The organism is Streptosporangium sp. NPDC000563, from assembly GCF_040299985.1.
Taxonomy (GTDB): Bacteria; Actinomycetota; Actinomycetes; order Streptosporangiales; family Streptosporangiaceae; genus Streptosporangium.
In genome coordinates, this window is the sequence record NZ_JBEPDA010000001.1 from 186,451 (window position 1) to 207,276 (window position 20,826).

General features: G+C 70.4%; 21 protein-coding genes. 13 read left to right on the forward strand and 8 right to left on the reverse strand.

The features are described 5' to 3' along the window. Positions 1-15 precede the first annotated feature (15 nt). The 5 genes from ABT352_RS00925 to ABT352_RS00945 all read left to right on the forward strand — a co-directional run bounded on the left by ABT352_RS00925 (position 16) and on the right by ABT352_RS00945 (position 3,796). Positions 16-774, forward strand: a complete 759-nt coding sequence (locus ABT352_RS00925; RefSeq protein ID WP_350941495.1) for an IclR family transcriptional regulator — start codon at positions 16-18, stop codon at positions 772-774. A gap of 363 nt (positions 775-1,137) precedes the next feature. After that, positions 1,138-1,851: a dienelactone hydrolase family protein gene (locus tag ABT352_RS00930; RefSeq protein WP_350941496.1), complete on the forward strand. Its 714-nt coding sequence runs from the start codon at positions 1,138-1,140 to the stop codon at positions 1,849-1,851. 142 nt (positions 1,852-1,993) lie between these two features. Next, on the forward strand, positions 1,994-2,536 hold the full coding sequence (locus tag ABT352_RS00935; protein ID WP_350941498.1) for a VanZ family protein: 543 nt from the start codon (positions 1,994-1,996) through the stop codon (positions 2,534-2,536). A 150-nt stretch (positions 2,537-2,686) separates the two neighbouring features. Next, positions 2,687-3,439, forward strand: coding sequence for a GntR family transcriptional regulator (locus tag ABT352_RS00940; RefSeq protein ID WP_350941500.1), 753 nt, complete (start codon positions 2,687-2,689; stop codon positions 3,437-3,439). Positions 3,440-3,565: 126 nt separating this feature from the next. After that, positions 3,566-3,796, forward strand: coding sequence for a hypothetical protein (locus ABT352_RS00945; protein ID WP_350941501.1), 231 nt, complete (start codon positions 3,566-3,568; stop codon positions 3,794-3,796). Positions 3,797-4,038: 242 nt separating this feature from the next. Here the strand turns inward: ABT352_RS00945 and ABT352_RS00950 are convergent, their stop codons facing one another. Next, positions 4,039-5,325 carry a polarized growth protein Scy-related protein gene (locus tag ABT352_RS00950; RefSeq protein WP_350941503.1) on the reverse strand — a complete coding sequence of 429 codons (1,287 nt, stop codon included), beginning with the start codon at positions 5,323-5,325 and terminating at the stop codon, positions 4,039-4,041. Positions 5,326-5,465: 140 nt separating this feature from the next. On the opposite strand from ABT352_RS00950, the gene ABT352_RS00955 reads away from it, so the two are divergent. Together ABT352_RS00955 and ABT352_RS00960 are read left to right on the forward strand one after the other, a co-directional pair. After that, on the forward strand, positions 5,466-6,008 hold the full coding sequence (locus ABT352_RS00955) for a gamma carbonic anhydrase family protein (protein ID WP_350941505.1): 543 nt from the start codon (positions 5,466-5,468) through the stop codon (positions 6,006-6,008). A gap of 178 nt (positions 6,009-6,186) precedes the next feature. Next, complete coding sequence (locus ABT352_RS00960) at positions 6,187-7,530, forward strand: hypothetical protein (RefSeq protein ID WP_350941507.1); 1,344 nt, start codon at positions 6,187-6,189, stop codon at positions 7,528-7,530. A 485-nt stretch (positions 7,531-8,015) separates the two neighbouring features. Here the strand turns inward: ABT352_RS00960 and ABT352_RS00965 are convergent, their stop codons facing one another. The 6 genes from ABT352_RS00965 to ABT352_RS00990 form a co-directional block, all read right to left on the reverse strand. Beyond that, positions 8,016-8,297: a metal-sensitive transcriptional regulator gene (locus tag ABT352_RS00965; protein WP_350941509.1), complete on the reverse strand. Its 282-nt coding sequence runs from the start codon at positions 8,295-8,297 to the stop codon at positions 8,016-8,018. Between the two features lie 18 nt (positions 8,298-8,315). Next, positions 8,316-9,392, reverse strand: coding sequence for a glycosyltransferase (locus tag ABT352_RS00970; RefSeq protein ID WP_350941510.1), 1,077 nt, complete (start codon positions 9,390-9,392; stop codon positions 8,316-8,318). After that, complete coding sequence (locus ABT352_RS00975) at positions 9,389-10,183, reverse strand: hypothetical protein (protein ID WP_350943515.1); 795 nt, start codon at positions 10,181-10,183, stop codon at positions 9,389-9,391. The genes ABT352_RS00970 and ABT352_RS00975 overlap by 4 nt, the downstream gene beginning before the upstream one ends. 168 nt (positions 10,184-10,351) lie before the next feature. Next, the gene (locus ABT352_RS00980) at positions 10,352-12,502 is read right to left on the reverse strand and encodes a heterodisulfide reductase-related iron-sulfur binding cluster (RefSeq protein WP_350941512.1); all 2,151 of its coding nucleotides are present in this window, start codon (positions 12,500-12,502) and stop codon (positions 10,352-10,354) included. Between the two features lie 351 nt (positions 12,503-12,853). Further along, complete coding sequence (locus tag ABT352_RS00985; protein ID WP_350941513.1) at positions 12,854-13,606, reverse strand: TetR/AcrR family transcriptional regulator; 753 nt, start codon at positions 13,604-13,606, stop codon at positions 12,854-12,856. An 11-nt stretch (positions 13,607-13,617) separates the two neighbouring features. Beyond that, entirely contained in the window at positions 13,618-14,427 is an 810-nt protein-coding gene (locus ABT352_RS00990) for a sugar phosphate isomerase/epimerase family protein (RefSeq protein ID WP_350941514.1), read from the reverse strand. A gap of 162 nt (positions 14,428-14,589) precedes the next feature. Between ABT352_RS00990 and ABT352_RS00995 the strand changes: the two genes are divergently transcribed. The 5 genes from ABT352_RS00995 (at position 14,590) to disA (ending at position 18,973) form a co-directional block, all read left to right on the forward strand. Further along, entirely contained in the window at positions 14,590-15,288 is a 699-nt protein-coding gene (locus tag ABT352_RS00995; protein WP_350941515.1) for a class I SAM-dependent methyltransferase, read from the forward strand. A gap of 100 nt (positions 15,289-15,388) precedes the next feature. After that, positions 15,389-15,769 (forward strand): MerR family transcriptional regulator, encoded by a 381-nt coding sequence (locus ABT352_RS01000; protein WP_350941516.1) that lies wholly within the window; start codon positions 15,389-15,391, stop codon positions 15,767-15,769. After that, positions 15,766-16,080: a thioredoxin gene (gene trxA / locus ABT352_RS01005; RefSeq protein WP_350941517.1), complete on the forward strand. Its 315-nt coding sequence runs from the start codon at positions 15,766-15,768 to the stop codon at positions 16,078-16,080. Before ABT352_RS01000 ends, trxA begins: the two co-directional genes overlap by 4 nt. Before the next feature lie 93 nt (positions 16,081-16,173). Beyond that, on the forward strand, positions 16,174-17,577 hold the full coding sequence (gene radA, locus ABT352_RS01010; protein ID WP_350941518.1) for a DNA repair protein RadA: 1,404 nt from the start codon (positions 16,174-16,176) through the stop codon (positions 17,575-17,577). A 310-nt stretch (positions 17,578-17,887) separates the two neighbouring features. Beyond that, positions 17,888-18,973, forward strand: a complete 1,086-nt coding sequence (gene disA / locus ABT352_RS01015) for a DNA integrity scanning diadenylate cyclase DisA (protein ID WP_350941519.1) — start codon at positions 17,888-17,890, stop codon at positions 18,971-18,973. Between the two features lie 22 nt (positions 18,974-18,995). On the opposite strand, the gene ABT352_RS01020 is transcribed toward disA, so the two are convergent. Beyond that, the gene (locus tag ABT352_RS01020; protein ID WP_350941520.1) at positions 18,996-19,661 is read right to left on the reverse strand and encodes a hypothetical protein; all 666 of its coding nucleotides are present in this window, start codon (positions 19,659-19,661) and stop codon (positions 18,996-18,998) included. Between the two features lie 286 nt (positions 19,662-19,947). Between ABT352_RS01020 and ABT352_RS01025 the strand changes: the two genes are divergently transcribed. Then, positions 19,948-20,823, forward strand: coding sequence for an HhH-GPD family protein (locus ABT352_RS01025; RefSeq protein WP_350941521.1), 876 nt, complete (start codon positions 19,948-19,950; stop codon positions 20,821-20,823). Positions 20,824-20,826 lie beyond the last annotated feature (3 nt).

Sequence of the window (20,826 nt, forward strand, 5' to 3'; positions counted from 1 at the left end):
CGGCCGTAGGCAAGAATGGGTTCCGTGAAACGGAACCCCGACCGTCTGTCCCTGCTGGAGAAATCCTGGCTCGTACTCGACGCGTTCCGCCCCACGGGAGGACCGCTGCGGCTGGCCGACGTCGCCGAGCGCTGCCACCTGCCCAAGACCACCGCCTTCCGGCTGCTCACGGAACTGACCGCGATCGGCGCGATCACCCGCCGCCCCGACGGCTACTATCTCGGCCGTCGCCTCTTCGAGCTCGGGAGCATCGTGCCCCTGGAGCGCGACCTGAGACACGCGGCGCTCCCCTTCATGCACGACCTTTACGAGGCGACCCACGAGACCGTCCACCTCGGTGTGCGCGACGGCCTCGACGTCGTCTACGTCGAGAAGATCCGCGGTCAGGAGACGTTCGCCCTGCCCTCGCGCGTCGGCGGGCGCCTCCCGCTGACGTGCACCGGGATCGGGAAGGCCCTGCTCGCCTACTCGGGGCCCGACCTGATCGACGAGGTCCTCGGCCGCCCGCTGCGCCGGTTGACCCCGCACTCGATCGTCGACCCCCGGCGCCTGGAGGAGGCGATCGGCCAGATCCAGGCGGCGGGGCTCGCCTACGAGCGGGAGGAGGCCCAGCTGGGCGGCGCCTGCATCGCGGCCCCGGTGTTCGGCGACGGCGTGGCCGTGGCCGCGCTCTCGGTCTCGGTGCCGCTGGCCCGCTTCCAGCCCACCCGGCTCGCCCCGGCCGTCAAGGCCGCCGCCCTGGGCATCTCCCGCGCTCTGGCCAGGACCATCTGACGGGCGGTCGGCCGCGCCGAGGTGACCGAGACGCGGGTGGCGATCCGGGTACGGTCCCGCGCCGAGCGGGGCGACAGGCCGTCTCTCCCCAGCCCGGGGTGGAGGCGGCGGGAGCGTCGACGGGAACTCGAAGCCGCCTGGTGATGACGAGGCTTTCCAGGGTGTCCACAGGCGCACCTTATCGGCGGAACACGTCCATACTCGGCGGGTTTTCCGGGCCTGCGCGACCAACCATCCGTTCTCCGGCAAAGGGGCCGATTCGATACCGCACATCTGTCCGCGTTCGGCGGGTATACGGTTCGCCGACCGTTCGTCCGTCATACGCCGGAACGCCGGCGGTCGACACGCCAGCAGGAGGATCCCGTGGAAGTTCGCACCGAGACGGTCACCGTCGCCGACGGCTCGTTCGACCTGCACCTGTGGCTTCCCCCGAGCGGCCGGGGCCCGGTCATCCTGCTGGTCCAGGAGATCTACGGGGTGGGACCGTACATCAGGAAGGTCGCCGAGGACCTGGCCGCGCTCGGCTACGTCGTCGGCGCGCCGGACCTGTTCTGGCGGATCCGGCCCAACTGGGTGTCAGGCCACGACGACGCGGGAACGGCCCTGTCGGTCGAGATGGTCTCCACGTTCGACGTCCCCCAGGGGGTGGCCGACTCCGCCGTCGCCCTGACGCACCTGCGGGAACTGCCCGAGGCCGAGGGTGGGGCCGGGGTGGTCGGGTTCTGCCTCGGGGGTTCCATCGGCTACCTGCTCGCGGCCACGGTCGAGGTGGACGCGGTCCTGTCGTTCTACGGGTCCGCCGTCCCCGACGCCTCGGGCATGCTGGAGAAGATCACCTGCCCGCTGCTGCTCGTCTTCGGCGGTTCCGACCCCTACATCCCTCGGGAGCGGGTCGCCGTGGTGGAGGAGGCCGCGTCCGGCCGGCCGAACGTCAGGGTGTACGTCGCCGAGGAGGCCGGGCACGCCTTCCACAACCACGAGGCCCCCCAGTTCTACGACCGGGAGGCCGCGCGGGCCGCCTGGGACCAGGCCGTGCACTTCCTCGGACGCAACCTCCCGTTGCCCACCCTCCCCTGAAGGGCGTCACCCTGGCGGGCCGGGCACCCTTTCGCCGTTCGGGGAGCCGCTCACGGGGTGAGAACGCCCCTTGCCTGGAGGTCACCTTCTCGTAACCTCGAAGGCCGCCCGAGAGGACTCCGCGCACCCCATCATGTGCCTTGTGCACCAGACGTGGCAGCAGTGGGGGAATGTCGTTCTGGCGGCCTTGCTCGCGGTCCCCGCGGTCGTCGTCGCCGCCTGCCTGCTCACCCTCCGCCGCACCCGCTCCGGCCACCCCTTCCCGGCGCGCACCGCCCTGGCCGACGTGGTCGCGGTGGCGGGGACCGCACCCTGGATCTGGATGATCCTCACCCCCGGAGCGGGGATCTCCGGCGTCAGTCCTGTCCCGTTCTCGGATCTGTGGGCGACACTTCACGGACCGGGACAGACGGCGTTCGTGCAGGTCGGGGGGAACCTCCTGGTCTTCGCCGCGCTCGGGGCGATGCTTCCCGTCCGTTCTGCGCGGTTCGCCTCGCTCACCCGGATCGCGGCCGTGGCGGCCGGGGCGTCGCTCACCGTGGAGGTCCTCCAGTACGCCCTGCGCCTGGGGCGGGTCAGCTCCGTCGACGACGTGATCCTCAACGCGGCGGGGGCCGTGCTGGCCGCGGCCGTCACGCGCCGATGGTGGGCCGCACGAATACCGGTCAGGACCGTTCCACGGTAACGGACCGGGAAAACTCTTTAAGATCGCCACACGGGCACGATCCTCCCAAAAGAAGCACGATACCAACCTCCGTATCTGTGCGATCGTGGACAAGGCGGGGCAAGTTCTCTGGAGACGCCAAACCCGGTTGGTGACAGAGGGTGATCGAACGTGCAGCATTCCCCGGTACCTCCCGAGCCCCCGATCTATCGGCGCATCGCCGACGGGCTTCGCGAAGCGATCCTGTCCGGCGATCTCCGAGACGGGGATCGGCTTCCGGGCGAGAACGCCCTGATGGCCAGTCACGGCATAGCCCGTGCCACCGCCAGGCAGGCCCTGTCCGTACTAATCAACGAAGGCCTCGCCGTCCCCAAGCGCGGCTCAGGGGTGTACGTCAGGCAGTTCCGCCCCATCAGGCGGCACGGCTCCCGGCGGCTCTCCCGTGACCATTGGGAGCGCGGTGAGGCGATCTGGGACTCCGACACCAGGGGGCGCCCCTACACCGTGGACCAGGTGGACATCGACCGGGAGACCGCCGAGGACGCCGTGGCCAGAGTGCTGGGCAGCTCCGAGGTGTGGGTCCGCAGGCGACGCTACTCGGTGGACGAGCGGCCGGTGCAACTGTCGGTCTCCCACTTCCCCGCCCTCCTGGTGGACGGAACCGCGATCACGAGAGAGGACACGGGCCCCGGAGGCGTCTACGCGCGCCTCGGCGAGCTCGGCCACGCCCCGGCGCACTTCACCGAGGAGATCAGGGCCCGCATGCCCCATCCCCACGAGACCGTCCAGCTCGACCTGCCCGCGGGCACCCCGGTCATCGTGATCGCCCGGGTCGCCCGCACCGTGGACGGCGTCGCCGTCGAGGTGAACGAGATGACTCTCGACGCCGCCTCTTACGTACTTCAATACGACTTCGACTCATAGATCAAGACCATCCGTCAACCGATAGGTTGACCTGTCCCCCGCGATCATTGATTTCTCTAGAGAAGTGCCTCACCGTCAGAGGTGGAGCGTCGCACAGACGGGCCTGGGCGCGGGGAAGGTGCACAGATGTCTCTCGACCGACATCTCGCTGAGATCGCCCGGGAGTTTCCCGACTGGACGATCTGGCGGAGCGACGCGGGTCGGTGGTGGGCAACCCGCCACCACCCGCTGACCTCCGCCCAGCGTGATGTCGGCTGCGCGATGACCATCGACGCGGACGATCCGGAAGGGCTGCGTGAGCAGCTACTCGACCAACGGGAACGTTCCGGCGACACCGAGCCGGAGACGGACCCCTGAAGACCGCCCGGTGCCGGGATGAGCGGATCCGATGCGGTCCCGGCGCCGGGCCCCCAATCGCGGAAGTCCCCGACCCGATCGGGGGCGGGGGCTTCCGCTTGATCCTCACCCCCCGTCGGGGCGGAGGCTTCCGCGAGTCTCCTCACCCGTCTGCACGGCCGTGCGAGCCCCTCACGGTCTTCGGGGCCGACGTCTCCACGGCCGTGCGGGTTCCCCCCTCATGCCTCCGAGGGCGAGGGCTCTTACTTTCTTCTGGGGGTGGCGTACTTGTCCTCGTCCTTGCCGGCCTTCTCCGCGGCCGGACCGAGGTCGGTGTCGCCGGCGAGGTCGGTGTCGTCGTACACCTCGACGCGCGTCTCCTCGGCACGGTCCTCGTCCTTGCCACGCCGCTCGTCCGCGCCCCCGACGGTGTCGTCGTCCACGATCACGCGTACGGACTCCAGGTCGGGTGAGTCGAACCCGGCGTTCCGCCCGCCCATGGACGCGTCCCCGGATCCGGTGGGCCCGGCCTGTCCCGGCGACGCCTCCGCGTCGGAGGACGCGACGGCGTCCGCGGCGCCGGGTGTGCCGTGGACGTCGTCTGGCGTCTCCTCGGGGGCGGCCCCGGAGACGGCGTCAGGCCCCGTGGCGGGGGCGGCCAGCGCCGGCTGGACGCGGGCCGGGGGCAGCACGGAGCTCTCGTCGATCAGAGGTCCCGCCGAACTCTCACGGTGGAGCAGGTCGCCCAGGACGGTGCCCATCTCGTGCAGACGGCGCATGACCTCGTGGTGGGTGTCGGTGAGGTAGACGACCCGGCGGCCGGTGGTCTCGTCCAGGGCGGCGGCGCGCTGCTGTGCCGCCGACAGGGTGGAGTGCGCGTCGTTGTTGGCGGCGAGCACGGTCGCCTCCGCCTCGGCGCGGGCGGCGCTCAGCGTGGAGTCGGCCTCGGCGCGGGCCTCCTGGACCGTCCGCTCGGCCTCGTTCCGCGCCGAGGTGACCATCCGGTCGGCCTCGGTGCGGGCGCTGCGCAGGGTGTCCTCGGACTCGGCGCGGGCCGCGTTGAGCGTCTCCTCGGCGTCGTTGCCCGCCTGGGACAGCATCTGCTCGGCGGCCGCGGTGGCCTCGGCCACCCGGCGCTCGGCCTCCTGCTGCGCGGCGTTCAGGATGCCCTCGGCCCGATCCTGCGCGGAGGTGATCAGCCGCTCGGCCTCCATCGCCGCGTCGTCGCGGAGCTTGATCGCCTCGGCCTCGGCGACCTGCTTCTTGGAGGTGGCCTCCTCCTCACCGAGTTTCAGTATCTGGCTGAGCCGCTGGCCGAGCTCGTCGTAGTCCTGCGGGGCGTCGGAAAGCCGCTTACGAGCCTCGGCCAGCTCGATCCGGCTCTGTTCGGCCTGGTCGATCGCGCGCCCGAGCCGCTCCTCCAGGTCGCGGATCTGGTGGCGGTGGCGGTCCATATAGTCGTGAACCTGACGACGGCTGTAGCCGCGCATGACGACCTCGAACGAGTCCTCATGCATCAGGTCGGGAAAGCTCTCGTGCTGGTTTGTCATAGCACTACCCGTGGAGGTTGTGTGGCGGAAAAGGAGACGTCAGGAGACGACTTTCCTGCTTACTGCCCAAGTCTGCAACCGGAACGCCCGACGTGCTTGCGGAAATACCGGACAGATCGACTCCTCGTAACATCGTTCACATGAACGTCACGCCCTACATCGCGGCCCTCGACGGCGACGCGATCCCGCAGATCCATCCGGACGCCTACATCGCCCCCGGAGCGGTGGTCGTCGGGAGGGTACGGCTGGGCCGTGCCGCGAACGTCTGGTACGGCTCGGTCCTGCGCGGCGACGACGAGGACGTCGAGGTCGGGGAGGAGTGCAACATCCAGGACCTGTGCTGCCTGCACGCCGATCCCGGTCAGCCCGCCGTGCTGGAGCCCCGGGTGAGCCTCGGGCACAAGGCCATGGTGCACGGGGCCCATGTGGAGACCGGTGCGCTCGTGGGCATCGGCGCGATCGTGCTGGGCGGCGCCAGGGTCGGCGCGGGATCGCTGATCGCGGCGGGTGCCCTGGTGGCGCCGGGGAAGCGGATCCCCGCCGGGGTGCTCGTCTCGGGCGTCCCCGGAAAGATCGTCCGTGAGCTCACCGACGACGACCGCGCCCTGTTCGCCGGTACTCCGGCCGGCTACGTCGCCAAGGCGGCCCGCCACCGGGCCGCGACCCCCGTGCCACCGGCCTGACTCCCGACCCGGGTCGTGGCGCACGCTCCCCGACACGGTGGCGGGGAGAGCCTTACGATCGTGCGAGGCCCGATCGGGGGATCGCGGGGCCTGGCAACGACCTTGACCGCTTGACCGAAGGGAGGCAGGGGCGTCCCGCCCGTGGCACCAGGCTGTGGGTACTCGCCCCGGAATGCCGATGACCGGCATGTGGCAGTGGGATGGGTTCGACGCCGTCGAGAACGACGTGCGGACCATGGTCACCGACCCACGGTGGACGGCGCTGCCGCCGCTCGCACGCGCCCAGGCCATCGCCCAGCGCACGCTGTCCACCCCGGACGGCGGGCGCTGGCTGTTCGGCGCCCACGCCCGCTGGTACCGCCAGGATCCCGCCGACGGCCGCTGGCACCTCACCGCTCCCCCCGCCGACCGGGGCTTCCGCGCCGCGGCGCACGTGGTCAACGTCACCTCGATGATCATGCAGCACCTGATACCGACCGGCGCCGACTTCGCCGTCGACCGGGGGTCGGTCCAGGGGTTCGTCGGCCCCGACGTGCCGTACGAGATCACCGAGAGGGTCCGCGAGCTGGTGATCGCCCAGCGCGGCAGGCGCAGGGAGGACTTTCCCGTCACCGGGCCGTTCGCCGGACTCTTCGCCGGGGAGGTGGCCAGTCCCGTCGCCGCGATCTGGGGCACGCTCATGTGGTGCGCCTACGCCCCGGCCTTCGACGGCAACGAGGTGTTGCTGTCGATGTTCGGGGAGTTCCTGGCCCGCCCGCTGCCCGGCGACGAGTGGGTCCGCTGGCTGCCGCCCACCTCGCTGGACGACCTGGTCGCGCTCTACGGCGAGCGGGTCAGGGCCGGGCACCCCGAGGCGGGCCTGCGGCTGGTCGCGCTGATGGCCGACACCGCCGCCGTGGTGCGTGCGGATCCGAGGTTCAGGCCGAAGGCCGACGCCCTGCTGTCCATGATCGAGCCGTTGCTCCGCCGGGCCTGTCAGGATCCCGCCATCGCGCACCAGGGCGACGACGCGGTGCGGAACGCGTGGCTTTCCCGCTGCCCGCCCCACATGACGCTGCCCGACGACTCGCCGGGCGAGCACTTCCAGCACGCGCTCTACGACCTGGTCCAGTCGCTGGGGTTCCTCGCCCCGATGGGCGCCGACCCGCGGGCGGTGGCCGCCTCACTGCTCGCCGCCGACCTGTCGGGTGTCGCGCCCAGGGCGGCCGACCGTCTCTACCCGTGGCTGGATCCCGAGCTGCGGCACATCCTCCACGTGGTGCTCACCGACGCCTCGCATCCGCTGAGGGGATGCTGGCCGCGCTCGGGCGAGCTGCCTTCCGCGCTGCACCCGCCGGACCGCAACGCCGCCGCGGCTCTGCTCGGTGCCGCCTACGCCACGGGGCTCGCGTGGTGCCGCCTGACCGGGACCGAGATACCGGAGCGCGGGTTCGCGACGGCCTCGGCGGTGGTGCACCGGCTGACGCACGAGCGCGACGACCCGGTCCCTCCTGTGTCAGGGACTTACCCCCGCCACTTCTGACCCACATCAGTATGCTTAAACCACAAATTTAGTTATTTCATCCTTACTCCCCCTATATCCTTCTAGCCCCCTGCGCATCGGACAATTAGCTGAATTGTGATCTCCTAAACGGGAAATGATCCTCCGTGAGGACGTGTCGGGCGGGGCGAGGAATGGTCCCGATGGGCCATGGGCACCGATGACCGCCCGCCGTAACCTCGAAGTGGGTGTGGGCTGCGGAAGGAAGGACGACGCGGTGGGGCACGACGACCTGGACTCTAGGGTCCACGACCGTGTCGCGTTGGACGAGATCGCGCTCTATGCCGAGGTGCTGTCCGCCGTCGCGATGAGCGAACGGCCCCTCACCTCGGTGGAGCTCGACAACGCGCTCGGATTGAGCGCTTCGGCTGTTTGCTGAGGCCTCGGGAAGAACCGTTTCCAAGACCTTGTCCCGGACCCTTCGACGGGGTCCGGGACGTGGTCGGAAAAGATAGTCATGTGACTAGTCACGAACGGACGAGACGGGCGATCGCGGCCGACGCCTCCTTGACCTTCTCCTCCGCCTCCGGCCCCCCGGCGCTGATGGCGTCGGCGACACAGTGCCCGATGTGGTCCTCCAGCAGGCCGAGCGCCACCGCCTGGAGCGCCCGCGTGGCGGCCGAGACCTGGGTCAGCACGTCGATGCAGTAGGCATCCTCTTCGACCATCCGCTGCAGGCCCCTGATCTGCCCCTCGACACGCCGCAACCGGGTCAGATAAGCCTGTTTGTCACCGCTGTACCCATGCATGTCCCAACGGTACCGGTGTCAGGCGCGGCGGGATGTCGCCGCGATCAGTTTCTCCCAGCGGTCGGCCACCGAGGACGCGCCGTGGCCCGCCGCGACCTCCAGCGCCCCCGCGGCCAGCTCCCTGCGCCGCCGCTCGTCGTCGATGAGCGCGAGCATCGCGGACGCGTACGCCTCGATCTCGTCCTCCCCCTCGGCGACCAGCACTCCGTTCCTGCCGTCGGCCACGAGCTCGCCCGGTCCACGGGGGCCGCCGAACGCGATCACCGGTACCCCGCTCGCCATCGCCTCGATCACGGCCATGCCGAGCACCTCCGTCCTGGAGGTGCTCGCCACGATCGACGCCTTGGCGAACTCGCCGGTGAGGTCGGAGGTCGTTCCCATGAAGTAGACGTGGTTGTGCAGGTCGAGGTCACCGACGAGGGCGCGCAGGCGCTTCTCCTCCGGCCCCCCGCCGTACAGGCGCAGCCGCCAGTCGGGGCGTTTGCCCGCGACGACGGCGAACGCGCGGATCAGCCGGTCGTGCGCCTTCGCCGGCACCAGACGCCCTCCGGCGGCGACGATGCGGTTGTCCATCCGCGAGCGCGGCCACGGCCCCGCGGGCAGCGCGTCGGGGATCACGTTGACCGGCACGTTCCCGCCCAGGAGGTGGTCCCACTCCTGCCGGCTCGTCTCGGTGGCGGTGGCGACCGCGTCCAGGCGCGGGTAGAACTTCCTGATCGGCCCCGGTACGGGCGGCCGGCCCCACTCCCGGGCGATCCGCGTGATGTCGCGCGGCGCGTGCCTGGCCACCTGGACGCTCAGCACCGGCCGGGTGCTGACGAGCACGTCGGCCCTCAGCCCGCGCAGCCGCCGCCAGAGGGCGACCTCGGTGCGCATCTGGCCCCGGGGAAGCAGGGATCTGCCGCCCGGCTGGGCGTCGACCACCCAGGAGAGCTTCACACCGGACGCCACGGGGAAGAACGGTTTCTCCCGCTGGCGGCGGACGCTGATGATCTCGACCTCGTGACGTTCTGCCAGCTCTCCCGCGAGGTTGACGATCGAGCGTACGTCACCGCGCATGCCGTAGACGGATGGGGTGAGCAGGCAGATCCTCACCCGCCGACCTCGATCCTGAGCTCGTCGTCCGCCGTGTAGCAGGGACGGATCGGCACCCCGTCGATCTGCGCGGCGGGGTAGTGCAGGCGGCGGCGCTTGCCGTCGACGTCGTCCAGCCGGGAGCCCAGCCGCAGCGGCGTGGCCACGCCGCGTACCTCCAGGGAGGGCTCCCAGGTGCCGGTCTGGTCGGGGGCGGCGGCGAGCACGTCGCACAGCGAGAGCGCCGCGTGGAAGCGCACCCCCTGGACCGTTGCAATGGAGGTCAGCTCGGCGTCGGGCCGGCTGCGGCGCAGGGCGAGCTTCGCCTCGTGCCTCGCCTCGTCGTCGTCGAGGCCGGTGAAGGCGAGCAGCCCGGTGACCTCGAAGCGCCCCTCCCTGAACCAGACGGAACGGACCTCCGCCGTCGGCCGGGCGTCGTCGATCTTCAGGGCGAGGAAGCCGTTGCGGGTCCGGTAGGCGCGGTAGGCCAGCGTGCGGCGGCTCAGCGCGTACGCCTCGAGATGGTCGAGGGAGAATCCGGGGTCGACGCTGCGCAGCCGCGTGCGCGCCTTGCCCTGTTGCAGGTAGGTGTCCCAGCGGCCGGGACCGAGGGCGAGCGGGGCGAGTGAGACCGCCAGCTCCGCCTTGCGCATCCGTGCGTCCGGAGTGCCCAGCGGCACCCGGCTCTCGACCGAGGTGGCCCGGTTACGCAGGACCAGTTCGGTGCCGTCGGCCAAGGGTTCGTCGACGGCCAGCCGAAGTGAGAGAACATCGGCCAGGGTAACCTCGGCATCGCTGACGACGGCTGGCATCGTCAAGCCCCCTCCCCGTTGAATGAGCTACGCGACGTTGAGGTTACCGTGATTTTCCCGTTATGTGGAGAAAGGTTTTCGGACCTTACGTCCTTTTCACGTTGACTTGACCCTATGTCAAAGGGAACATCGGGAAAATGTCCCCTCTGACGGATGACACACCCGCTGTCAGGGCGCCTCTACCGGTCGGCCTTTGATCGACTTGATCAGCAGCTGGGAGACGTCGACGACCTCCAGCGTCTCCTTGGCCTCGCCCGCGTTCTTCTTCTCGTTGATCGAGTCGCCGAGCATGACCAGACAGAACGGGCACGCCGTGGAGATGGTGTCCGGCTCGGTGGTGAGCGCCTCGTCCACCCGCTCGGTGTTGATGCGCTTGCCGAGCCGCTCCTCCATCCACATCCGCGCGCCGCCGGCGCCGCAGCAGAAGCCGCGGTCCTTGTGGCGGTGCATCTCCTGGGTCTTCACACCGGGCACCTTGGCCATGATGTCGCGGGGCTGGGAGTAGACCTTGTTGTGGCGGCCCAGGAAGCACGGGTCGTGGTAGGTGATCTTCTCCTCGATCGGCGTGATCGGGACCAGCCTGCCCTCGTCCACGAGCTTGGCGAGCAGCTGGGTGTGGTGCACCACCTCGTAGGTGCCGCCGAGCTGGGGATACTCGTTGGCGAGGGTGTTGAAGCAGTGCGGGCAGGTCGCGACGATCTTCTTGACCCCCGCCTCGTTCAGCGTCTCGATGTTCTGCTTGGCCAGCATGTCGAAGAGATACTCCATGCCCAGGCGGCGCGCCGGGTCGCCGGTGCACGCCTCCATCGGGCCGAGCACCGCGAACTTCACCCCGGCGACGTGCAGCAGCTCCGCGACCGCCTTGGTGGTCTTCTTCGCCCGGTCCTCCAGCGCTCCGGCGCACCCCACCCAGAACAGGTACTCGGTGTCCTCAGGCATCTTCTCGTCGACGAGCGTGATCTCGATGGGGTCGACCTCGCGGCTCGCCAGCTCCTCGACCCAGTCGGCCCGCTTCATCTCGGACATCCCCCACGGGTTGCCCTTGTTCTCCAGGTTCTTGACCATGACGCCGGCCTCGGAGGGGAAGTTGGACTCCACCATCGCCTGGTAGCGGCGCATGTCGAGGATGTGGTCGATGTGCTCGATGTCGACCGGGCACTGCTCGACGCAGGCGCCGCAGTTGGTGCAGGACCACAGCACGTCGGGGTGGATCACGCCTTCCTCGCCCACCAGCGGCTTGTCCAGCAGGGCCAGCACGTCCTCGTGCAGGCCCGCGCGCTGCTCCCCGGTGGCCGTCAGGTACGGGGCGACCTTGAAGGCGTGGTCACGCTGCTCGAGGATGAGCATCTTCGGCGAGAGCGGCTTGTCGGTGTTCCAGGCGGGGCACTGGTCCTGGCAGCGTCCGCACTCGGTGCAGGTGTAGAAGTCGAGGAAGCCCTTCCAGGTGGTGTCCTCGATCTTGCCGCGGCCGAGCCGGTCGCCGTCGAGCTCCTCGTCCTCGAAGTCGACGAGCTTGCCGTCGATCCGCATCGGCTGGGCGGGGCCGTTGCCGTCGGGACGCCGGGAGAACGCCACGTTCAGCGGCGCGGTGAAGATGTGCAGGTGCTTGGAGTTCACCACGATCACGAGGAAGACCAGCATCACGCCGATGTGCAGGAGCAGCCCGACGTGTTCGAGCGTCTCGTTGGCCGAGGGGCCCAGCGGGCGCAGCAGGGCGGCGGTCGCCTCGGAGGCGAACGCTCCCGAGGCGTACGGCAGGTTGCCGGTGTTCGCCGCCGCGCCGCGGAAGAGGAGCATCGTCCAGATCACGTTGAAGATCATGAAGAGGACGAGCCAGGCACCGCCGAGGTGCGAGCCGAAGAACCGGGACCTGCGGCCCAGCTTCTTCGGCGAGTTCTTGATCCTGATGACCGCGAAGGCGATGAGTCCGAGCAGGGCCGCGACCGCGATGAAGTCCTGCAGGAAGCCCAGGATCGGCCACGTCCCGATGAGCGGGATGTGGAAGTCGGGGGTGCCGGTGACGGCCCCCTGGATCAGCGCGCCGTACGCCTCCAGATAGACGGTCGCCAGGATGAGGAACGCCCACATGACGAAGAAGTGCGCGACACCGGAGGCCGTCCACTTCAGCAGCTTCCGCTGCCCGAACACCTCGACCAGCTGGGCCTTGATCTCCTCACCCAGGTTGGCCCTGGCGTACTCGACGCGCTCGGGCGCGGGAGGCCCTACGGTGGCGAGGTTGTACAGGAACAACACGCGGCGCGCGGCGAGCGCGAGCGCGACGGCTGTCATGACCAGCCCGATGATCGCTACCCAGAGCACTGGTCCTCCCACAGACGGCGTTGGCTGCCAGCGTACGACCGCCGGTCATCCACGATGACAGAGGGTCCCCACAGATACTACCGGCGAGTAACTTCTCTTCGCCGGGAGACCCCCCGGTGACCGTCGTCACCCTACGGTCAACACCGTTCCCAGAACAATGCTCTGCATGCCTCCGAACGGCATCGAAGTGACCTTCGAGCTTCACGGGGCTCGGCGGGCGCGACCTGGACGTCGGCGGGACGGGGACTCGGCGAGGCGCGCCGGCACCTCGGCCCGAATGGTGGGAACGTGTGAGATACGGCGGTATATGGCGGGAAGACCTCTATGGGCGCCCCCGGGGGGCGGGGAAGCCTACCGCGGTGGGTCGAGATAACCCTGGATCGTGGGTGTGAGCAATTTCACCAGCTCTTCAAGATCCACCGAGGCGAGCGGCTCCAGTTGGAGGACGTAGCGCATCAGGACCACGCCGAACATCTGCGCGAAGGCCGCCTCCATCCGGATCAGCGGGATGTCCAGGCTCTCCGCGACCCGGTTGAGCAGCGCGCGGGTCACGAACTCGCGGATCATGACGACCATCCGCTCGTTCGTCATCGCGGTGCGGGCCAGCGCCAGCACCGGCTGGCGCGCCCCGGCCTCCGAGGTGATCGTCAGGATGAGCCTGACCAGCCGCTCGCCGACCTCCTCGCGGGGCCCCGCCGTGATCGCCGCGAGGACGTTCTCGGGGTTGATCGGCAACTCCATCGCCTCGACGAACATCTTCTCCTTGCCGGAGAAGTAGTGGTGGACCAGCGCCGGGTCCACCTCCGCCCGCCGGGCGATGCCCCGGATGGTCGCCTTGTCGAACCCCTTCTCCGCGAAGGTCTCGCGCGCCGCCGCGAGGATCTGCCCTCGCGTGTCGGCCGAGCCCGGCCTGCGCCCCGGACGCCTTCTCCCCTCCGCCGGCCCGGCCGCGGACCTCTCCGCAGGTCCGTCCGTGGACCCGTTCGCGGGTCCGTCCGCGGACCCGTTCGCGGGCGTGGCCGTTGACCTCCCGGAGGGACCGTTCGCGGGCGCGTCCACGGACCCGTCCGAGGAGCCGTTGGAGTGCCTGCCCGTGGTGCTCATGACAGGCCCACTCACGCGGGGGTGGAGGCCGCGAGGTGCAGCCGGGCGAACGCGAGCGCCTCCGCGAGGTCGTCGATCCGCTCGGAACGGCTGGCCGCCTTGCGCGTATTGATCTCCAGCACGACCAGCCCCGAATATCCGTTGCCCGCCATCCGCTCCAGGATCGGCGCGCACGGCTGGTTGCCCCGCCCGGGAACCAGGTGCTCGTCCTTGTTCGGCACCCCGACGCCGTCGGCCAGGTGCAGGTGGGCGAGCCGGTCGCCGAGCTTGGTGAACATCTCCAGGGCGTCGGACCCGGAGACCGCCGTGTGCGACAGATCCAACGTCACCTGCGGGAAGTCGTAGTCGACCGGGTTCCAGTCGGGAGAGTAGGGGACGACCTCGTTGCCTCTCGCCCTCAGCGGGAACATGTTCTCCACCGCGAAGACCACGTCGGTCTCCTCACGCATCCTGGCCAGGCCGATCTCGAAGTCGCGCGCGTAGTCGCGCTGCCAGCGGAACGGCGGATGCACCACGACCGTCCTGGCACCGACCCGCTCGGCGGCACGCTGCGCGCGCTGGAGCTTGGCCCACGGGTCCTTGCCCCACACACGCTGCGTCACCAGCAGGCACGGTGCGTGAATGGCCAGGATCGGCAGGTGGTAGTGGTCCGACAGCCGCTCCAGGACGTCGACGTCCTGGCTCACGGGGTCGGCGCCCACCATGATCTCCACACCGTCGTACCCCAGGCGCGCGGCCAGTTCGAAGGCGTCGGGCGTACGTTCGGGATACACCGACGCGGTGGACAGCGCGATCTTCGCGCTGGATACACGGACGCTCATACCGCTTCCTCGTCTCCGGCTCGGAGCGCACACTCGCGAACACCGCCGGGCCGACCGGCCCGATCGCTCACGTCGCTCACATTTGCCAGCCTAAGCGGGTCCGGCGAGCAGTGCTGTCCGCCACCACCGACACGGCCTGGATCACACCATTACGGTGAGGGCATGCCGAGGTTCTTGAGGGGCTCCATCCCCAGCCCCAACATCTGGAACACCCCCCAGACCTACGAGTTGGAAAACCGGGCGGTGGACCCCGAGGGACACGCCGAGGCGGCGATGTCGGCGATCCGGTCGTGGACCGGGGCGACGGTCCTCGACATCGGCTGCGGTACCGGCTACCACCTGCCCGCCCTCGCCTCGACCGCCACCCGGGTGATCGGCGTGGAGCCGCACGAGGACCTCGTCCTGCTGGCCAGGCGCCGCTGCCGCGCCCTGCGGAACGTCGAGATCCACGCCGCCACCGCCCAGGCGATCCCGCTGCCCGGCGCCTCCGTGGACGTGGCCGTCGCCCGCTGGGCGTACTTCTTCGGCCCCGGGTGCGAGCCGGGCCTGGCCGAGCTCTCCCGGGTGATGCGGCGCGGCGGCGCGGCCTTCGTGATCGACATCGACACCACCCGCGGCGCCTTCGGCCGCTGGTTCGGCCAGTCCGTCCCCGCCTACTCCGCCAGGTCCGTCGAGAACTTCTGGAGCCGCCAGGGCTGGCAGACGGACAAGCTCGATCTGCGCATGTCCTTCGAGCGCCGCGCCGACCTGGAGGCCGTGCTCCGCATCGAGTTCACCCCCGCGGTCGCCGACCTGGCCATCGCCGAGACCCCCGGCCTGGAGATCGCCTACCCCAACCTGCTGCGCTGGAAGCGGTTCTGAAACGGCGACGACCTCCGCGGGGCCGACCGGGAACAACGGGACGGGGCCTTGACCTTGACGTTGATGTCAAGGTCTATCGTCGTGCCGTGGGGAGGGCCGGATGCGGATCGGCGAGTTGGCGCGGCGGGCGGGTGTCAGCACCCGGGCACTGCGCTACTACGAGCAGCAGGGACTGATCACGGCCCGGCGCTCGGCCAACGGCTACCGGGAGTACGGGGAGGAGGATCTCAAGCTCGTCTCCGAGATCCGCTCGCTGCTCGCCGTCGGCTTCACCCTGGACGACGCCCGCCCGTTCGTCGCCTGCCTGCGGGCCGGTCACGAGTCAGGGGGGTCGTGCCCGGACTCCGTCGCCGTCTACCAGCGCAAACTGGCGGAGATCGACGACGAGATCCGCACGCTTCTCACCCGGAGGGCGGAGGTGGCGGCGCAGCTGACCACCGCCTGCCCAGGATGCGTACTGAGGAAAGTGGGAAAATCATGATCACATTGACCGCGGAGAACTTCGACGAGCAGGTGCTGCGGAGCGACAAGCCCGTCCTGGTCGACTTCTGGGCCGAGTGGTGCGGGCCGTGCAAGATGATCGCGCCGATTCTCACGGAGATCGAGGCCGAGCTCGGCGACCGCGTCACGATCGCGAAGCTCAACGCCGACGACTACCCCGAGATCACCGCGAGGTACGGCGTCCTCGGCCTGCCGACGCTCAACCTCTACAAGGGCGGCGAGGTCGTGCAGCAGATCAAGGGCGCCAAGCCCAAGCGCCTGCTCCTCGCCGAGCTCGAAGGCCACATCTGAGGAAAGCGCGCTCCGTACCTCCCCGCGACTTTCACCCGGTACGGCATGCCGTACCGGGTGAAAGTTGTCGGGCTCTGCCGGTAACGTGCGGCCATGGCGAAGAAGGCTGGTGGCTACCGCTGTGCCGAGTGCGGGTGGCAGACGGCCAAGTGGGTGGGGCGCTGCGGCGAGTGTCAGGCCTGGGGCACGGTCGAGGAGGAGACGGCTCCCGCGGGGGCACGCGTGGCCTCCGCCGGGGCGGTCTCGGCACCGGCGGTGCCGATCGGCCAGGTCAAGGCCGAGGTGGCGCACGCGCGCGGCACCGGTGTGCCCGAGCTCGACCGGGTCCTCGGCGGCGGTCTGGTTCCCGGAGCCGTCGTGCTGCTGGCCGGCGAGCCCGGCATCGGCAAGTCGACCCTCCTGCTGGAGGCGGCGGCCAAGATCGCCCGACAGCAGACGGTCCTCTACATCACGGGTGAGGAGTCGGCCGCCCAGGTGCGGATCAGGGCCGACCGGATCGGCGCGATCCAGGACCGCCTCTACCTCGCCGCCGAGACCGACCTGGGCGCGCTGGTGTCACATGTCGAGAAGGTCCAGCCCGACCTGCTCATCGTCGACTCGGTGCAGACGATCGGCTCCACCCAGGCGACGGGCGTGCCCGGCGGGGTGACCCAGGTCAGGGAGGTCGCGGGAAACCTGGTGCGGCTCGCCAAGGAGCGCGGCATGGCCACCGTGCTGGTCGGCCACGTCACCAAGGAGGGCTCGATCGCCGGCCCCCGCACCCTGGAGCACCTGGTCGACGTCGTGCTCCACTTCGAGGGCGACCGGCACTCCCGGCTCCGCCTCGTCCGTGCGATCAAGAACCGGTACGGCCCGGTCGACGAGGTCGGCTGCTTCGACCTCCACGAGAGCGGCATCGAGGGCATCACCGACGCCAGCGGCCTGTTCGTCTCCCACCGCACCGACCCGGTGCCCGGCACGTGCGTCACGGTCACCCTGGAGGGCACCCGGCCACTGCCCGCCGAGGTGCAGGCCCTGGTCGCGAGGACCGAGGCCCAGCAGCCGCGCCGATCCTCCTCCGGACTCGACACCTACCGGGTCACGATGGTCCTCGCCGTGCTGGAGCGGCGGCTCAACGCCAAGCTGGGCGGATGCGACGTCTTCACCGCCACCGTCGGAGGGATCAAGCTCAGCGATCCCGCCGTGGACCTGTCGGTGATGCTCGCGGTCGCCAGCGCGGCGGGCGACAAGGCGCTCCCCTCCGGCCTGGTGGTGCTCGGTGAGGTGGGCCTGGCGGGAGAGTTGCGCCCGGTGCGCGACGTGCGGCGCCGCCTGTCGGAGGCCGCCCGGCTGGGCTTCACCCGCGCGCTCGTCCCCACCGGCTCCCTCGACACGGGCAAGAAGCGCAACGGCGACCACTCCCTGGTCCGCATGGCCGGACGCGGAGCGCCCTTCGCGCCCGGCTTCGACGTCGTCGAGGCGGAGAACGTCTGGGACGCCCTCACCCATGTCACCTGAGACGCGCCACGGGCTCCAGGCGCGGCACGGCCGGCGGCCCCGCGACGGTGCGACCGGTCACCGGCACCGCAAGGAACGCGGCCGGCGACCCCGCGACACCCGCCGCCACGAGATCCACGCGGGGCACTCGCGACGGCTCCCGGACGCTCGCCGTCACGAGGTCCACGCGGGGCGCGCCCGGCGGCTTCCCGGCGCCCACGCCGGTGCGGCGCGTCACGGGCTCCGCACGGCGCGTGGCATCCACCGATTCCGGACCGCGCGGATCCTCCGCCGGTAAGCTTGAGCGCTATACGCAGACCACGGGGGTCATGTGCCAGCAAACTACAAAGGACTCGACGAACGTCGCAGAGCCGTCCTGGCCGCGGTCGCACCCGGCACCGCGTTGCGCGACGGACTGGAGCGCATTCTCCGCGGGCACACGGGTGGCCTGATCGTGCTGGGATACGACGGCACGGTCGAGGAGATATGCAGCGGCGGCTTCGAGCTGGACGTCGAGTTCTCCGCGACGCGGCTGCGCGAGCTGGCCAAGATGGACGGCGCGATCGTCCTCAACTCCGGCGATCTCAGGATCGTACGCGCGGCCGTGCACCTGATGCCCGATCCGTCCATTCCCACCGACGAGTCCGGCACCCGGCACCGCACCGCCCAGCGCGTGGCCCTGCAGACGTCACTGCCGGTCATCTCGCTCAGCAAGTCCATGCGGATCATCGCTCTTTACCTCGACGGCATCCGCTACGTGGTGGAGGAGTCGGCGGTCATCCTGTCCAAGTCCAACCAGGCCCTCGCCACGCTGGAGCGCTACAAGCTCCGCCTGGACGAGGTCTCCGGCACACTCTCCGCGCTGGAGATCGAGGACCTGGTGACGGTCCGCGACATCGCGGTGGTCGCCCAGCGGCTGGAGATGGTCAGGCGCATCTCCGAGGAGATCGCGGGATACGTGGTCGAGCTCGGCACCGACGGCCGGTTGCTCTCCCTGCAGCTGGACGAGCTCGTCGCCGGCACGGAGAGCGACCGTGAGCTGATCGTGCGCGACTACCTGCCCGCGGCCGGCCGCCGCCCGCGCAAGTTCGCCGAGGCGTTGCACGAGCTCGACCAGCTCTCCTCCGCCGAGCTTCTCGACCTCTCGGTCGTCGCCCAGATCCTCGGCCACTCGGGCAACGACGCCCTGGAGACCCCGGTGAGTCCGCGGGGCTACCGCCTGCTGGCCAAGGTCCCGCGTCTGCCGAACACGGTGGTCGATCGCCTCGTCGACCACTTCGCCAGCCTGCAGAAGCTCCTCGCGGCCAGCATCGGCGAGCTCCAGGAGGTGGGCGGGGTGGGCGAGGCGAGGGCCCGCCACATCCGGGAGGGCCTCTCCCGGCTCGCGGAGTCGTCCATCCTGGAACGCTACGTCTGAGACCCCGGTCCTCGCCAGGCGACTACCTGAGGTGGAAGACCGCCTTGCGGCTCTTCAGGCCGGGAGCGTGAACCACCGCGACGTAGGTGCCCGGCAGGGCGGCGGCGCGGTCGGCGGTGCAGTCGCCACCGGAGCGGCGGCGGTCCCACACCAGCTCCCTGACGTACGGGATGCCCCGGTCGAGTTCGCGGATCTTGACGGCGTCGCCGCCGACGCAGTCGGAGGACGACCACACGCGGTCGTTGCCGGAGGTGATGCGCATCTCCATCGCGCGCGGCCCGACGTCGGTGGTGCACATCACCTTGCCGACGTTGACGAGGGTGAGGACGAAGCGCGGCTGGACTCCCGCCGGGTAGATCGTCCCCTTGCCCTCCATGCTCAGCACGAGCTGCGGGGAGACGCAGGCCTCGCCCGGCCGTCTGGGCCGCGCGGCCGCCTTCGGCGTGGGCGTCGGGCTCGCGGACGTCGAGGGGATGACCGTCATGGTCGGCAGGACGGCCGTCAGCGGGTCAGGCGTCTGCTGTCCGGCGGCCGAGGTGCTCCTCTCCCTGACGTCATCCGGCCCGCCCGTCGACGAGCAGGCCCACGCCACGACGGCGACCACCACGAGCACACCGACAAGCGCGGCTATCCGGCGCCGCCAGTAGACGTCGGCTCCGACGTCACCACGGAACGTGTCGGGATCCATACGCTCAGTATGGTTAGTCCTGGCGGACCACAGGAGACGACCCGCCGCTTCCGGCCTGTTTCGGCCGCAGGTCAATGGTCGGGGCGGGCACGGACAGGCACGGAACAGGCACGGAACAGGCACGGAACAGGCACGGAGCGGGCACAGAGCGGGCACAGCCAGGCGCGGACAGAAACCGCCAAGTGCAGACAGGCGCAGACAGACGAAGCCGGGCCGAGGCGTCCGCGCCTGCCCGCGCCTGCCCGTGCCTGGCTGCGCCTGTCCGTGCCCGCACTATCGTCGAAAGGTGCCCGAGCCGAACCGCTTACTCGAACCCGTCCTCGACTGGTACGCCGGCAACGCCCGCGACCTTCCCTGGCGTACGCCCGGCGCCTCCCCCTGGTCGATCCTGGTCAGCGAGATCATGCTGCAGCAGACCCCGGTGGTCAGGGTGCTTCCCGTCTGGACCGAATGGATGGAGCGCTGGCCCACGCCCGCCTCCCTCGCCCGCGAGTCCCCCGGCGAGGCGGTACGCCACTGGGGCCGCCTCGGCTACCCCCGCCGGGCACTGAACCTGCACGCGTGCGCCCGCGCGATCACCGAACGGCACGGCGGAGAGGTCCCCACCGGCCACGACGCCCTGCTCGCGCTTCCCGGCGTCGGCGAGTACACCGCCGCCGCGGTCGCCAGTTTCGCCTTCAAGGGCCGCCACGCGGTTCTCGACACCAACGTGCGGCGGGTCCTGGCGCGGGCCGTCAGCGGGCAGGAGTATCCGCCCAAGGCCACCACGCCCCCGGAACGCAGGCTCGCCGCCTCCCTGCTCCCCGACGCCGACCGCGCACCCGTCTGGGCGGTCGCCGTGATGGAACTGGGCGCCCTGGTCTGCACCGCTCGCGCCGCCCGCTGCGCCGACTGCCCGATCAGCGACCTGTGCGCCTGGCGCCTCGCGGGCAAACCTGCCCACGACGGCCCGGCGCGCAAGGGCCAGACGTACGCGGGAACGGACCGCCAGTGCCGTGGCCGCCTCCTCGCGGTGCTGCGCCAGGCCCACGGCGCCGTACCCAAGGACGCCCTCGACGTGGTCTGGGACGACGCCCCGCAGCGCGAACGCGCCCTCGACGGTCTGATCGCGGACGGCCTGGCCGAGGTCCTCGACGACGGCACCTACCGCCTTCCCGGCTGAGTC

Excerpts from the sequence above, each read along its gene's own strand:
- ABT352_RS00925 (WP_350941495.1), top strand. The coding sequence starts at position 16 with ATGGGTTCCGTGAAACGGAACCCCGACCGTCTGTCCCTGCTGGAGAAA.
- ABT352_RS00945 (WP_350941501.1), top strand. The coding sequence starts at position 3,566 with ATGTCTCTCGACCGACATCTCGCTGAGATCGCCCGGGAGTTTCCCGAC.
- ABT352_RS00950 (WP_350941503.1), bottom strand. The coding sequence starts at position 5,325 with ATGACAAACCAGCACGAGAGCTTTCCCGACCTGATGCATGAGGACTCG.
- ABT352_RS00955 (WP_350941505.1), top strand. The coding sequence starts at position 5,466 with ATGAACGTCACGCCCTACATCGCGGCCCTCGACGGCGACGCGATCCCG.
- ABT352_RS00960 (WP_350941507.1), top strand. The coding sequence starts at position 6,187 with ATGACCGGCATGTGGCAGTGGGATGGGTTCGACGCCGTCGAGAACGAC.
- ABT352_RS00965 (WP_350941509.1), bottom strand. The coding sequence starts at position 8,297 with ATGCATGGGTACAGCGGTGACAAACAGGCTTATCTGACCCGGTTGCGG.
- ABT352_RS00975 (WP_350943515.1), bottom strand. The coding sequence starts at position 10,183 with ATGCCAGCCGTCGTCAGCGATGCCGAGGTTACCCTGGCCGATGTTCTC.
- ABT352_RS00985 (WP_350941513.1), bottom strand. The coding sequence starts at position 13,606 with ATGAGCACCACGGGCAGGCACTCCAACGGCTCCTCGGACGGGTCCGTG.
- ABT352_RS00990 (WP_350941514.1), bottom strand. The coding sequence starts at position 14,427 with ATGAGCGTCCGTGTATCCAGCGCGAAGATCGCGCTGTCCACCGCGTCG.
- ABT352_RS00995 (WP_350941515.1), top strand. The coding sequence starts at position 14,590 with ATGCCGAGGTTCTTGAGGGGCTCCATCCCCAGCCCCAACATCTGGAAC.
- ABT352_RS01000 (WP_350941516.1), top strand. The coding sequence starts at position 15,389 with ATGCGGATCGGCGAGTTGGCGCGGCGGGCGGGTGTCAGCACCCGGGCA.
- trxA (WP_350941517.1), top strand. The coding sequence starts at position 15,766 with ATGATCACATTGACCGCGGAGAACTTCGACGAGCAGGTGCTGCGGAGC.
- radA (WP_350941518.1), top strand. The coding sequence starts at position 16,174 with ATGGCGAAGAAGGCTGGTGGCTACCGCTGTGCCGAGTGCGGGTGGCAG.
- ABT352_RS01020 (WP_350941520.1), bottom strand. The coding sequence starts at position 19,661 with ATGGATCCCGACACGTTCCGTGGTGACGTCGGAGCCGACGTCTACTGG.